Source organism: Georgenia halophila (assembly GCF_039541595.1).
On record NZ_BAABGN010000001.1, the window covers coordinates 34,303 to 47,266 of the forward strand.

Sequence of the window (12,964 nt, forward strand, 5' to 3'; positions counted from 1 at the left end):
CGCCCGGCACCGGCAGGGTCAGCCCGCGAAGAGGCCCTGCGCCGAGGCCTCGGCGTCGTCGTAGGTCCGCGCCGCGGTGTCCAGCGCGAGCGTGATCTGCTCCAACGACGCCTCGACCGTGGCCTGGGTCGCCCGCCACTGGTCGGCGCAGGCCCCGAACGTCTGGGACGCCGTGCCGGTCCACGACTGCTGCAGGGTGACCAGGTGCGCCATCATGGCGGCCACCTCGCCCCTGATGTTCGCCGTGCTGGTTCGTGTCAGCTGGGCCGCGACGGTGATCTCGCCGCTGTCGACGGTGTACTGCGCCATCGTGTGCTCCTCCCTCCCGCACCCCGGTGGTGCGGCCACCGACGACGCTACGGAGCACGCCAGCCACGGCGGACGGGCCGGAGCCCCGGCTGTGGATCGGTCGGCAGGTCCGCCGCGTTGTGGGTGGCCGGGTCCGCCGCGGAGGACCGGTCAGTCAGCCGTGCTGCCTTCGCCGAGGCTTGTCCCGCTTGCTGTCCTTGCTCTTCTTGCGTGGGCGGGTGAAGTAGTCCGGCTCGCGCTCTATGCCGTGCTGCGGGGGTGAGAGGGTGGGCTGCTCGCCGGTCGTCGGCTCGCCGTCCCGGGGTCGGTCGGCCGCCCGGGTCTCGCGCGCTGCCGCGCGGCCCTCACGGTCGGCCGCTCGATCCCGGCGCTCGGCGGAGCGGTCCGGCGTCGGGGCGCTGGTCGGCGTCAGTGGCGATGCCTTCCGGGTGGGCCGCTCCCGCAGGCGGTCACTCTCGCGCGCGCTGCGCGCGGCGTCGAGACGGTCGCGACCGCGCCGCTGGCGGGCGGCACGCTCACGGTCCGCCCGACCGTCCCGGACCGCCTGGTCGACAAGGTCGCGCGAGGACCGGCCGATCGCGGCCCGCTCGCCGTCAGGATCGGGACGCCCGCGCCCGATGATGTCCTCGGGCAAGGACTCCAGCGAGGACTTCGTCACCCGCTCGGGCTCCTGGGGCGTCGGCGCGGACGCCGACGCGTCGTCGTCCCGCCGGGCGGCGGGTGCCGCGCTGGCAGGTGCCTCGCCCGCCGACGGCGACCGCTCCGTCGCGTTCTCGGCACCGGACTCGCCCGGACCGGCCTGCAGCGCCGAGTCACCGGGGGCGTCCTGGGCGCCACGCACCGGCGTCGGCTCGAAGACGCGCGGACTGTTGCCGTCCGGCTGCGAAGCGTCGTCGACGACCTCGTGCTCGGCCTCGGCCGCGGCGACGCTCCCCTCGGGGCCGGTCTCACCCATCGCGGCCAGCTCCGCCCCGAGGCGGTCGCGCTCGGCCATCAGATTCTCCCGCGCGGCGTCCTCCCACTGATGACCCATGGGGGAGACGAAGATGTCGCGTCGCGCCAGCAGCTTGCTCACGATCGCGATGCGCGCCTCGAGGTAGTGGCGGGCGGGGAGGTGCGCATACTCGGCGCGCACCGCGTTCCGGTAGGCCTTGTACCGCTGGGGGTCGGCCGCCAGGATCGAGAGGTCGGCGTCCGAGAGGGCGAGACAGTCGATGTCCTTGGTCTTGATCTCGTGCCGCTTGAGCCCGACGATCAGCTCGGCGATCCGCTCCAGAGCGCGGACCGGCACACCCAGGCGCCCGAGCTCCTCCCGAGCCAGCTCCGCCGAGGCCACCTCGTCCTCGCCGCCGCTGCGGGCGTATGCCTTGTTGGTCTCGGCGCTGAAGACCGCCCCGTGGTACCAGGCGGCCAGGCGGACCATGTCGGGGTGGTGGGTCTCCTCGGCCAGCTCGTCGACACGGGCGAGCATGTCGATGAGGTGCTTGCAGTTGTGGAAGTGCCGGTCCGATTCCTGCCAGCGATCGAGGAGGCGGTGACACGTCGCCTCGATCTCCTCGCGGGGGGCCGTGGCCCCGGCGGCAAGAGCGCTGCGGACGAACGCGGCGGGCAACCATTGAGGCACGTCGGTGACGCCCATGGAGTTCAGATCCTCAGCGTGGTTCTCATTCGGTCGCCCGATCGTAGAACAGCCTGCGGCCCTCGCGTGTACTGATGGCGATGAGGCGAGTCACAACCTGCCCGGTGCGTGCCGGCCACATCGGTGGCAGGAGCCTACGGCTGTAGCATTCGCGGAATGTCACAACCGTTGGACCAGGCGCACGTCCTTCTCACGGGCGCCACGGGCTTCGTCGGCCAGGCCGTCCTCGAGAAGCTGCTGTCGGCCTACCCCACCACCAGGATCACCGTGGTGGTGCGCCCGCGCGGTGAGCTGACCGCCGAGCGGCGGGTCGAGAAGCTCCTGCGCAAGCCGGTGTTCGGTCCGTGGCGCGAGCGGGTCGGTGAGGAGGCGGCCACCGCCGCCGTCGCCGAGCGTGTCTCGGTCGTCTCCGGCGATCTCGGCGATCTGCCGCCCCTGCCGGACGACGTCGACGTCGTCGTCCACTCGGCCTCGACGGTGTCCTTCGACCTGCCGGTCGACGAGGCCTTTGCCGCCAACGTCGGCGGGCCGATCTCGCTCTACGAGGCCCTGCTGGCCAACGGCAGCGACCCGCACGTGGTCCACGTCTCCACGGCCTACGTCGCGGGCCTGCGCAAGGGTGTCGCCGAAGAACGTTCCCTCGACCACTCGATCGACCGCGACGTGGAGCTGGCCTCCGCCGTCGCCGCGCGAACGGCCGCCGACGACGAGTCGCGCACCCCCGAGGTGCTGTCCCGGCTCATCGACAAGGCCAAGGCAGAGCACCGCCGCGCCGGGCCCCAGGCCGTCGCCGAGGCCGCCGAGGCCCTGCGCGTCGAGTGGGTGAAGGATCAGCTCGTCGAGCACGGCCGTACCCGTGCCCTCTCGCTCGGCTGGCCGGACGTCTACACCTTCACCAAGGCCATGGGCGAACGTGTCGCGGAAGACCTGTGGGCAGGCAACGGGCACCGCCTCTCGGTCGTGCGCCCCACCATCATCGAGTCCTCCCTGCGCCACCCCTACCCGGGCTGGATCGACGGCTTCAAGGTCGCCGACCCGCTCATCGCCGCCTACGGCCGCGGTCTGCTGCCGGAGTTTCCGGCGCTCGCCGACACCATCCTCGACGTCATCCCCGTCGACTTCATCGTCAACGCGATCCTCGCCGCCGCGGCCGCGCCACCGGCGGCCGGCGGGGCCGGCTACTACCAGGTCAGCTCCGGCATCACGAACCCGCTGCGGCTCGGGCCGCTGGTGCACATGATCCGCGAGTACTTCTCCGAGCACCCGCTCAAGGACGCCGAGGGCGCCCACGTCGCCGTGCCGGCGTGGTCCTTCCCGCACTCCGGCGCCGTCGAGCGGGCGCTGCGTCGCCGCGAGGTCGCCGTCGACCTGGCAGACAAGGCCGTCACCCGGCTGCCCGCGAACACCCGCACCCGCGGCTGGATGTCTGCCCTGCACCGGGCGCGGCGCGACCTGCGCACCCTGCGCAAGTTCACCTCGCTGTACCAGCCCTACACCCAGACCGAGGTCATCTTCGACGACGCCCGCACCCGGGCGCTGCACGCCTCGCTGCCCGCCGACCAGCGGGGCGAGCACGGATTCGACGTCACCGAGATCGACTGGCGCCACTATCTCCAGGAGGTCCACATCCCCGGTGTGCCGGGGCTGATGAAGGACCGCTCCGCGAAGGAGACGACGGCGGCGGCCCCGACGCTGCAGCGGCGCACCGACGTCCTGGCCGTCTTCGACCTGCAGCGCACCGTCGCGGCCGCCACGCTCGTCGAGCAGTACCTGTGGGTGGAGCTCGCCAACCAGCCTGCCTCCCGCTGGCCGGCCGCCTTCGCGAACCTCGTGGCCCTCGGTCCGCGCTACCTGCAGGCCGAGCGCCGGGACCGCGCCGACTTCATCCGCACCTTCATGCGCCGCTACGCGGGTGTCGACGAGAACGAACTGCGCGCCGTCATCGCCCGCAAGGTCACCCCGTCGCTGCGCCGCGACCTCCTGGTCGAGGCCGTGGAGCAGATCGAGGCCCACCGGGCCGCCGGGCACCGCACCGTGCTCGTCACCGGCGAGATCGACATCTTCGTCGAGCCGCTCGCGCCGATGTTCGACGAGATCGTCGCCGGGGAGATGGAGAAGGACGACACCGGCCGCTGGACCGGCCACCTCCTCACGTCGCCCCTGGTGGGGGAGGCGCGAGCCACGTGGCTGCGCCGCTACGCTCGTGACGAGGGCATGAACCTGGCCGAGTCATATGCTTACGGAGACAGCTATGCGGACCGGCCGTGGCTGGAGGTCGTGGGGCACCCCAACGCCGTGAATCCCGACGCCAGCCTCTACCGGTACGCCAGGGCACGGAGGTGGCCGGTGCACACCTGGACCACCACCGCGGAGGGCCGGCTCACCCCGGTCCTGCGCAGCATCAGAGGAGCGAAGTGATCAGGAGCGCCAGGCGCGCGGCCACCATCCCCGCCGAGAGCCCTTTGCGGGGCGGGGCGATGGTGACCGGCGGCACCTCCGGCATCGGGCTCGCGTTCGCGCGAGCCCTGGCCGCGCGCGGCTGCGACCTCGTCCTCGTCGCACGCGACGAGGCCCGGTTGACGAAGACGGCGGACCAGCTGCGCTGGCGGTACGGGATCGACGTCGAGACGCTCGCCGGGGACCTCGCCGAGCGCGATGCCGTGACCGCCGTCGCCGGTCGTCTCGCCGACGCGAGCTCCCCGGTCGAGATCCTGGTCAACAACGCCGGCAAGGGCGTGCACGTGCCCCTGCTGAGCGAGGACACCACGGAGCACGAGCAGTCCGTGGACCTCATGGTCCGGGCCGTGCTCGTCCTGGGCGGTGCGGCCGGGCGGTCCATGCGTGAGCGTGGCCACGGCGTCGTGATCAACGTCGCATCCGTGGCCGGGCTCATCCCGATGGGGGCATACTCCGCCATCAAGTCGTGGGTGCGTACCTACTCCGACTCGCTCGCCCTCGAGCTGGCCGGGACCGGGGTGCAGGTCACGACCCTGCTGCCGGGCTGGGTGCGCACCGAGTTCCACGACCGAGCGGGCATCCGCACCGGGTCCATCCCCGAGGCGCTCTGGCTCGAGGCCGACCGGGTGGTGGAGGAGTGTCTCGCGGACGTCGAGAAGGGGCGGGTGCGTTCGGTGCCGTCGAAGCGGTTCTCCACCATCGCGTTCCTCGCCGAGCACCTGCCCCGGCCGGTCGTGCGCCGGGCGACGGCTCTGATCAAGGGAGGACGCGCATGAAGGGCTCAGGAACCGGCCGGTACCACGCCGGCTGGCACCGGGCGGTGCGCTACGTCGCGCAGCGCATGCTGCTGCGCCCGGTCGTGCACAGCGTCACCCGTACGACGGTCGAGGGCCTGGACAACCTCGACGGCCTCGAGCGGCCCTTCGTCGTCGTCGCCAACCACAGCAGCCACCTCGACACGGCCGTCATGGTGTCCTCGCTGCCGCGCGACGTCACCGGTCACCTCGCCGTCGGCGCCGCCGCCGACTACTTCTACGCGAAGTGGTGGAAGAAGGTGGCCACCTCGGTGTTCTTCAACACCTACCCCATCCACCGCAACGCCGGAGCGGCCAGACGCGGCCGGAAGGGCCTGACCCAGCGGCTCGTCAACGAGGACGTGCCGGTCCTGATCTTCCCGGAGGGCACCCGCTCGCGCGACGGCCGCATGCGGCCCTTCAAGCCGGGTGCGGCCGCCATCTGCGTGGCCAGGAACGCGCCGTGCGTGCCGATCGCGCTGCTCGGCGCCTACGACGCCATGCCGCCCGGACGGTCCTGGCCGGTGGACGGCCGCCCACGCGTGCGGATGCTCGTCGGTCGGCCCATGCGCCCACGCCCCGGGGAGAAGACCCGCGAGTTCAACGACCGGATCTCGGCCCGGGTGCGCACGATGCTCGAGATGCAGACGCCGTACGTCGTGGCGGACTCCGCCCCGCCGGGAGGCACCGACCACAGGCGCGACCAGACGCAGGAGGAGGCCTCGTGAGGGGAGTTTCGCACCAGAAGTGGTGGGGCTGGGGTGTCGAGGGTGTGGCGTTCAGCCACCATGACAAGCCCAACATGGCGCCCTTCGTCCGGGAACGGGTCGGCATCGACCTGGACGCCCCCGGCAGCCCGCCGCCGACGTTCGAGGATATCGACGTCCCCGAGCCCCGGATCGGTGCCGACCTGAGCGCGACCCTCACCTCCGCCGTCGGAGAGGACCATCTGGTCACCGACGACCTCGACCGCGTGGTGCACACCTACGGCAAGGGCCTGCCGGACCTGGTCCGCATCCGCGCCGGTGACCTGCCCCGCATCCCCGACGTGGTGGTCTACCCCGGCAACGAGGACGAGGTGCGTGCCGTGGTCGACGCGGCGGTCGAGGCCGACGCCGTGCTCATCCCGTTCGGCGGCGGATCGAACATCAGCGGGTCGCTCACCCCGCCTGCCCGGGAGGACCGCGTCGTCGTCTCGCTCGACCTCGGACGGCTCAACCGGGTCCTCGAGATCGACGAGGCGTCCGGGCTCGCACGCATCCAGGCGGGCGTCCTGGGCCCCGACATGGAGGAGCAGCTCGGGGCGCGCGGCTGGACCATGGGGCACCAGCCGGACAGCTTCCGGCACTCCACCCTCGGTGGTTGGATCGCCACGCGCTCCTCGGGGATGCAGTCGGACAAGTACGGCGACATCGCCGACATCGCCCGCGGTATGCGCGTCGTCCTGCCCGGCAAGGTGGTGGCCCTGCGCCCGCTGCCGAGCACCTCCACCGGACCGAGCGTGCGCGAGATGATCCTCGGCTCCGAGGGCCGGCTCGGCGTCATCACCGAAGCGTGGGTGGCCGTCCACCGCCTCCCCGAGAACCGCGACATCATCGCCTATCTGTACCCCTCCTGGGCGTCCGCCATCGCGGCCATGCAGGAGATCGCCGGCTCCGACGCGGCGCCGACCGTCACCCGCGTCTCCGACGCGAACGAGACCGCGTTCTCCTTCTCCACGCAGAAGGTCAAGAAGGGCGCCTCCGGGAAGGTCCAGTCGGTGCTCTTCGACGTCCTCGAGCGGCGCGGCTGGGACATGGACGCCGTGTGCCTGTCCTACGTCGGCTACGAGGGCGACTCGGCGAAGGTGCGGGCGGAGAAGGCCGTCGTCGGGAAGATCGTGCGCAAGCACGGCGGCATCAAGCTGGGCCGCGGACCCGGGGCGCTGTACGACCAGAAGAAGTTCGACACCCCGTACATCCGGGACTTCCTGCTGGACATCGGCGGGCTCGCCGACGTCTCCGAGACCGCCGCGCCGTGGTCGCGGCTCATGGACCTCTACTTCGGCACGCTGCGGGCAGCACAGGAGGCGTTCGACTCCCTCGGGGTCCAGGGCTTCGTGATGTGTCACCTCTCGCACAGCTACCACTCCGGCGCCTGCCTGTACTTCACGTTCGCGTTCGCGCCCGGTGTGGACGGCACCGAGGAGCAGCTCGAGCGCTACTGGGTGGTCAAGAAGGCGATACAGCAGTCGTTCATCGACCTGGGGGCGACGCTGTCGCACCACCACGGCGTCGGCACCGACCATGCGCACTGGTTGGAGGAGGACATCTCCCCGGCCGGGACGGACCTGATGGTCTCGCTGCTGCGCGGGGTGGACCCGGGGCGCAACCTCAACCCGGGGACGCTGCTGCCGGCGCACCGGGAGTGGTGAGGGCTCGGTTCTCCTCACTCACCTTTGACCAGCGCGCTGCCCGCGTGACGCTGCCCGCCTGAGAGGGAGAATGTGGCTGTTCAGCACCACCAGATTCTCCCTCTCAGTCGCGTGCTCGACGTAGCGGCATCGGCCGTGCGGCATCAGCTCGGCGCGGCGAGTCCTGCCGGGCCGGTGACCGGTAGCGCCACCTGGACGGTGGCGCCGCCACCGGAGGTGGGCGTCACCCGGACGGCGCCGCCGTGCGCGGCGACGGCGCTGGCCACGATGGCCAGGCCGAGGCCCGACCCGCCGGACGCACGCGTGCGTGAGGGGTCGGCGCGGTAGAAGCGCTCGAAGACCCGAGCGGCGTCGTTCTCCGGGATTCCGGGACCGTGGTCGCGGACCTCGAGCTGTGCCCAGCCGGGCTCGACCAGCCCGACGGCGAGCTCGACGGGCGTGCCGGCCGGGGTGTGCCGCAGCACGTTGCCCGCCAGGTTGGCGATGACCTGCCGGATGCGGTCGGGGTCCGCACGGACGACGACGGGGCCGACGCCCGGCTCGGCCTCGCCCGGGTCCAGGGCGCCGAGCGGCACGACGGTGATGGGGCGGTCGGGCGCCTGGGCGTGCAGGTCCGCCGCGCCGTCGTGCGCGAGCGTGGCGAGGTCGACGTCGGTCAGGCTCAGCGGCCGTCCCTCGTCGAGGCGCGCGAGCTGGAGCAGATCCTCGACGAGGTTGCCCATCCGCGTGGCCTCCGCCTCGATGCGGCCGACGGCGTGGGGCAGGTTCTCCGCCGGCACGCCGCCCATCCGGTACAGCTCGCCGTACCCGCGGATGGTCGACAGCGGGGTGCGCAGTTCGTGCGAGGCGTCGGAGACGAACCGGCGCATCCGGTGCTCCGAGGCCGCACGCGCCGCGAACGACCGCTCGATCTGGGCGAGCATGACGTTGAGCGAGCGGGCCACGGACCCCACCTCCGTCGAGGGTGGCAGGGCGGGCACGCGCCGCGACAGGTCCCCGGCGGCGATCGCGCCCGCGGTCTCTTCGATCTGGCGCAGCGGCCGCAGCGAACGGCGCACGGCCACCCATGCCGCGACACCGCCGACGGCGAGGATGACAGCGGCGAAGACCGCGACCAGTCGCGTGGTCTGGACCATGGTCTGCTCGACGCCGAGCAGCGGCAGCGCCACGGTGACGGCGCCGATGATGGGGCCACCCCGGACCTCGACCAGCGGCACGGTGACGGCACGCCACTTCGACGCGCCGCCGTCACCGGGAACCGTGACGGGGTCGAGCTCCTCGCCCGTGGAGAGCGTGTCGAGGTCGATGTCCTCGATGACGGGACGCCCCGCCTCCTCGGCGGTGGCGTTGCTGACGAGCTCGTGCACGCCCACGCCTTCGATCTGCACCCGCACGTAGAACTGCGAGGGCAGCATGGCCTGGTCGGTGCCCGGACGCTCGTTCGTGAACTGGTCGACCGTGCGCTGCCCGAGCTCCTTGGCGGACGAGGTGAGCTCGTGGTCGAGCTGCTCGACCAGACTGGCACGCAGGACCGCGGTGGTGCCGGCGGCCGCCACGGTCAGGCCGATCAGGAGCAGGCCGGTGATGATGGCGACGAGTCGGACACTGAGCGGGATCGCGCGCCAACGGGCGTGCAGGCGTCTCCTGCCGTCGGTCGGCTCGGCGCGGCCCACCGCCTCGTCAGCATCGGGGGCGTCGATCGTCTCGGTGGTCTCCGGCGTGTCGGCGGTCCGGGTGGACCTGGCGGGCTCGGTCATGGGATCGGGCCCGTGGTCACCGGTTCGGCGGCCGGCGGAGCACGTATCCGACGCCGCGACGGGTGTGCAGCAGCGGCACCAGGTTCTCTGCGTCGTCGCCGGTCAGGCCGAGGTGCTCGGGCGAGTCGATCTTGCGCCGCAGGTAGGAGATGTAGGACTCGACGATCGCGGCCTCGCCCATGAAGTCGTAGTCCCAGACGTGGTCGAGGATCTGGGCCTTGGAGACCACGCGCTCCGCGTTGATCATCAGGTAGCGCAGAAGCTTGAACTCGGTGGGGGAGAGGTCGACCGGGCGGCCCGCGCGGCGTGCCTCGTGCGCATCCTCGTCGAGCTCCAGGTCGGCGTAGGTCAGGGTGCCGTCGTCACCGGCGGGCGGCTGGGTACGCCGCAGCACGGCGCGGATCCGGGCGACGACCTCCTCGAGGCTGAACGGCTTGGTCACGTAGTCGTCACCGCCGACGGTCAGTCCCTGCACCTTGTCGGACATGTCGTCCTTGGCGGTGAGGAACAGGACGGGGATCTCCTCGCCGTGCGCACGGATGCGTCGCAGCACGGTGAAGCCGTCCATGTCGGGCAGCATGACGTCGAGGACCACGAGGTCCGGGCGCTCCTCGGCGGCCGCCCTCAGGGCGGCGTTGCCGTCCTCGGCAGTGACGACGTCGAACCCGGCGAACTTCAGCGACGCGGAGAGCAGCTCGAGGATGCTCGGCTCGTCGTCGACGACGAGCAGGCGTGCCTCCGCCGTGGACGCCGCGTTCTCGCCCGGCGAGCGGCGGCTGGTGGTCATGTCCATGCGTCCCAGTCTCCCGCCGCCGTCTGGGCATTTCCTGGGAGAACACCGAGGACTCGCCGTGAACGCCGGACAGACCATGGACCCAGGGCGGGAGTACCTGCACACCGGCGGCGCTCTGGCAGGCTGGCGGCCCAACGACCAGTACGGGAGGTGAGGATGAGCACGCAGCTCCTGCTCATCGCCGATACCCATTGGCCCAAGCGTGCGAAGGCCTTGCCGCTGGAGGTGTGGCGGGCGGTCGAGCGGGCCGACATCGTCGTGCACGCCGGGGACTGGGTCGGCGAGGGTCTGCTGGACGAGCTCCAGGCGCGCTCTCGTCGGCTCCTGGCCTGCTGGGGCAACAACGACGGCCCGGAGATCCGCCGACGCCTCCCGGAGGTGGCCCACCGCACCGTCGAGGGCGCCCGTCTCGCGGTGGTCCACGAGACCGGGGCCGCGGCCGGCCGAGAGGCTCGGATGGATCGTCGCTACAGCGGCATCGACGTGCTGATCTTCGGGCACAGCCACATTCCCTGGGACAGCGTCACGCCGGCGGGGGTTCGACTGCTCAACCCGGGTTCGCCGACCGACCGGCGCCGTCAGCCCTTCGCCACGTACATGACCGCCACCATTGCTGAGACTGCCACCGGGCCCGGCGTGGACGTGACGCTCCATCGGCTGCGGCCGACGCGCACCTGACCTGCCGGCCGGAGTGCCGCCATGCCTACCGCGCGGCGACCGCGACCATTCGCGCGACAAGCCCTACGCTCGGCAGCCATGCGTGCTGGTTACCTGGCTGCCCCCGGTGTCGTCGAGGTGGACGACTTTCCTGAACCCGTCGCCGAGCGAGCGGGCGACCTGGTCGTGCGGATGCACCGAGCCTCGATCTGTGGCTCCGACGTGCACGTGGTCTTCCACGGATTCCACGACGAGGACTGCCTCGGCATGCCCGGCTATCCCGGCCACGAGGGCCTGGGCACCGTGGTGGAGTCCCGCTCGGAGACCGTCGTCGTGGGGGACCTCGTCCTGACGGTGCCGATCCCGACGGTCGGTCGATGCTTCGCCGAGTACCAGCTCATCGAGGACACCCAGGTGGTGACCCTGCCGGCCGGCGGCCAGGAGGACCGCCTGCTCATGGCCCAGCAGTACGGCACCGCGCTGTACGCGATGCGGATGTTCTGGCCCGAGGACGGCACCCTGCGCGAGGCCGGCACCGCCGCGATCACCGGCGCCGGGTCCGCCGGGCTGTTCTTCCTCCAATTGGCGCAGCGGGCCGGCTTCGAGCACGTCGTGATCTCGGATCTGGACACCCGCCGACTCGCCGTCGCTCGAGACCTGGGGGCCGGCACGACCGTGCACGCCCCGGACGAGTCGGTCACCGACGCGGTGATGGACCTCACCGGCGGTGCGGGCGCCGACCTGGTCATCGAGGCCGCCGGCTACGACGACGCCCGCGCCCAGACCGTCGCCGCCCTCGCCCAGCAGGGCACCATCGGCCTCTTCGGCTACCCCGAACGCCGCGGCCTGGCCGGCTTCCCGATGTACGACGCGTTCCGGAAGGTCGCCCGGATCCAGTGGGCGGGCGGCACGCAGGCCGAGCCCGGGCTGGTCGCCTTCCGCGACGCCGTCCGGCACATCCACGACGGCGAGATCGAGGTCGGGCACTGCCTGGGCCATGTGCATCGGCTGGACGACCTGCCGCGCGCGCTCGCCGTGGCCGCCGAGGGCGGCCACGGCGGGGTCAAGCTGTCGCTAGACCTGCGCTGAGACCGGATCCGCGGCCGGTGCCGGCTCCTGCCCGGACCTGCGTGCCTCGACCGCCCGCGCGGTCTCCTCGGCGATCAGGTCCCCGTTGATCTGGGCGCCGGCCATGGCGCCCGCGGCGGCGCTCGGGCCGACCTGCGCCATCATGTCGGTGACGTTGCCCGCCACCCACACGCCCGGCACGTCGGTGCGACCGCCCTCGCTCGGGACGTAGCGCCCCATGCCCGAGGGATGCTCGACCGCGCTCAGCCCGAGCGCGTCCAGCAGCCCGGTTCGCGGAGCGACGTATGACCCGACGGCGATGGCGGCGCGGGGCACGATCTTCCCGTCCGCCAGCCGGACGCCCGTGATGGCGTCGTCGGTGATCTCGAGGTCCGTGACGGTGCCCTCGACCACCCGGATGCCCCGGGCCGCCAGCTCCTCGGCCTGCTCCGGCGGCAGCGGTGGCGTCATGTGCGTGAAGTACACGACGTCGTCGCTCAGCTGACGGAACATCTGCGCCTGGTGCACGGACAGCGGTCCGACGGCGAGGACTCCGATGGCGCGGTCCCGCACCTCCCAGCCGTGGCAGTAGGGGCAGTGCACGACATCACGGCCCCACCGCTCGCGCAGACCCGTCACGGCGGGCAGCTCGTCCACCACCCCCGTCGCGATCAGCACCCGGCGGGCCCGGATGCTGCGGAAGTCCGCGACGTCGACCCGGAAGCCGTCGGCCTCCCGGACGATCGTCGTCACGGCCCCGGCGGCGACGTGACCCCCGTACCGCTGCACCTCCTCGCGGCCCTTCGCCAGCAGCTCGGCCGGCGGGACCCCGTCGTGCCCGAGCAGTCCGTGGACGCCCGCTGCCGGGGCGTTGCGCGGGTCGCCGTCGTCGATCACCGTCACGGAGCGGCGGCTCCGGGCGAGCATGAGCGCCCCGTTCAGGCCGGCGGCACCGCCGCCGACCACCACTACGTCGTACCTGTCCTGCAGAACGTTGTTGGTCATGTTCCACCTCCGAGACGAGAATGCTTCTCAACCCACCCTTGGTGCAAGCACCTTTGCCGAAGTGGCAAACTA

General features: G+C 72.1%; 11 protein-coding genes. 6 read left to right on the plus strand and 5 right to left on the minus strand.

Annotated elements, in window-relative coordinates; genetic code table 11:
• Positions 1-18 precede the first annotated feature (18 nt).
• Positions 19-309 (minus strand): WXG100 family type VII secretion target, encoded by a 291-nt coding sequence (locus tag ABD907_RS00170; RefSeq protein WP_345214462.1) that lies wholly within the window; start codon positions 307-309, stop codon positions 19-21.
• A 154-nt stretch (positions 310-463) separates the two neighbouring features.
• Entirely contained in the window at positions 464-1,948 is a 1,485-nt protein-coding gene (locus ABD907_RS00175; RefSeq protein ID WP_345214463.1) for a hypothetical protein, read from the minus strand.
• A gap of 156 nt (positions 1,949-2,104) precedes the next feature.
• Here ABD907_RS00175 and ABD907_RS00180 point away from each other — a divergent pair, with 156 nt between their 5' ends.
• Genes ABD907_RS00180 through ABD907_RS00195 form a run of 4 tightly spaced genes read left to right on the plus strand, consistent with a single transcriptional unit; the run spans position 2,105 to position 7,612 of the window.
• Positions 2,105-4,366, plus strand: coding sequence for an HAD-IB family hydrolase (locus ABD907_RS00180; protein WP_345214464.1), 2,262 nt, complete (start codon positions 2,105-2,107; stop codon positions 4,364-4,366).
• On the plus strand, positions 4,363-5,181 hold the full coding sequence (locus tag ABD907_RS00185; RefSeq protein WP_345214465.1) for an SDR family NAD(P)-dependent oxidoreductase: 819 nt from the start codon (positions 4,363-4,365) through the stop codon (positions 5,179-5,181). The genes ABD907_RS00180 and ABD907_RS00185 overlap by 4 nt, the downstream gene beginning before the upstream one ends.
• Positions 5,178-5,927, plus strand: coding sequence for a lysophospholipid acyltransferase family protein (locus ABD907_RS00190; protein WP_345214466.1), 750 nt, complete (start codon positions 5,178-5,180; stop codon positions 5,925-5,927). The genes ABD907_RS00185 and ABD907_RS00190 overlap by 4 nt, the downstream gene beginning before the upstream one ends.
• The gene (locus ABD907_RS00195) at positions 5,924-7,612 is read left to right on the plus strand and encodes an FAD-binding oxidoreductase (RefSeq protein WP_345214467.1); all 1,689 of its coding nucleotides are present in this window, start codon (positions 5,924-5,926) and stop codon (positions 7,610-7,612) included. The genes ABD907_RS00190 and ABD907_RS00195 overlap by 4 nt, the downstream gene beginning before the upstream one ends.
• A 143-nt stretch (positions 7,613-7,755) precedes the next feature.
• On the opposite strand, the gene ABD907_RS00200 is transcribed toward ABD907_RS00195, so the two are convergent.
• Together ABD907_RS00200 and ABD907_RS00205 are read right to left on the minus strand one after the other, a co-directional pair.
• Positions 7,756-9,369 carry a sensor histidine kinase gene (locus ABD907_RS00200; RefSeq protein WP_345214468.1) on the minus strand — a complete coding sequence of 538 codons (1,614 nt, stop codon included), beginning with the start codon at positions 9,367-9,369 and terminating at the stop codon, positions 7,756-7,758.
• A gap of 16 nt (positions 9,370-9,385) precedes the next feature.
• Positions 9,386-10,162, minus strand: coding sequence for a response regulator transcription factor (locus ABD907_RS00205; RefSeq protein ID WP_345214469.1), 777 nt, complete (start codon positions 10,160-10,162; stop codon positions 9,386-9,388).
• A gap of 156 nt (positions 10,163-10,318) precedes the next feature.
• Here ABD907_RS00205 and ABD907_RS00210 point away from each other — a divergent pair, with 156 nt between their 5' ends.
• Positions 10,319-10,840, plus strand: coding sequence for a metallophosphoesterase family protein (locus tag ABD907_RS00210; protein ID WP_345214470.1), 522 nt, complete (start codon positions 10,319-10,321; stop codon positions 10,838-10,840).
• A gap of 78 nt (positions 10,841-10,918) precedes the next feature.
• Positions 10,919-11,908: a zinc-binding dehydrogenase gene (locus tag ABD907_RS00215; RefSeq protein WP_345214471.1), complete on the plus strand. Its 990-nt coding sequence runs from the start codon at positions 10,919-10,921 to the stop codon at positions 11,906-11,908.
• On the opposite strand, the gene ABD907_RS00220 is transcribed toward ABD907_RS00215, so the two are convergent.
• Positions 11,894-12,892 carry an NAD(P)/FAD-dependent oxidoreductase gene (locus ABD907_RS00220; RefSeq protein WP_345214472.1) on the minus strand — a complete coding sequence of 333 codons (999 nt, stop codon included), beginning with the start codon at positions 12,890-12,892 and terminating at the stop codon, positions 11,894-11,896. The two genes, ABD907_RS00215 and ABD907_RS00220, sit on opposite strands and share 15 nt — an antisense overlap.
• Positions 12,893-12,964 lie beyond the last annotated feature (72 nt).

Coding starts and splice junctions, on each gene's coding strand:
- ABD907_RS00205 (WP_345214469.1), bottom strand. CDS start 10,162: ATGGACATGACCACCAGCCGCCGCTCGCCGGGCGAGAACGCGGCGTCC.
- ABD907_RS00170 (WP_345214462.1), bottom strand. CDS start 309: ATGGCGCAGTACACCGTCGACAGCGGCGAGATCACCGTCGCGGCCCAG.
- ABD907_RS00190 (WP_345214466.1), top strand. CDS start 5,178: ATGAAGGGCTCAGGAACCGGCCGGTACCACGCCGGCTGGCACCGGGCG.
- ABD907_RS00200 (WP_345214468.1), bottom strand. CDS start 9,369: ATGACCGAGCCCGCCAGGTCCACCCGGACCGCCGACACGCCGGAGACC.
- ABD907_RS00210 (WP_345214470.1), top strand. CDS start 10,319: ATGAGCACGCAGCTCCTGCTCATCGCCGATACCCATTGGCCCAAGCGT.
- ABD907_RS00220 (WP_345214472.1), bottom strand. CDS start 12,892: ATGACCAACAACGTTCTGCAGGACAGGTACGACGTAGTGGTGGTCGGC.
- ABD907_RS00175 (WP_345214463.1), bottom strand. CDS start 1,948: ATGGGCGTCACCGACGTGCCTCAATGGTTGCCCGCCGCGTTCGTCCGC.
- ABD907_RS00215 (WP_345214471.1), top strand. CDS start 10,919: ATGCGTGCTGGTTACCTGGCTGCCCCCGGTGTCGTCGAGGTGGACGAC.
- ABD907_RS00180 (WP_345214464.1), top strand. CDS start 2,105: ATGTCACAACCGTTGGACCAGGCGCACGTCCTTCTCACGGGCGCCACG.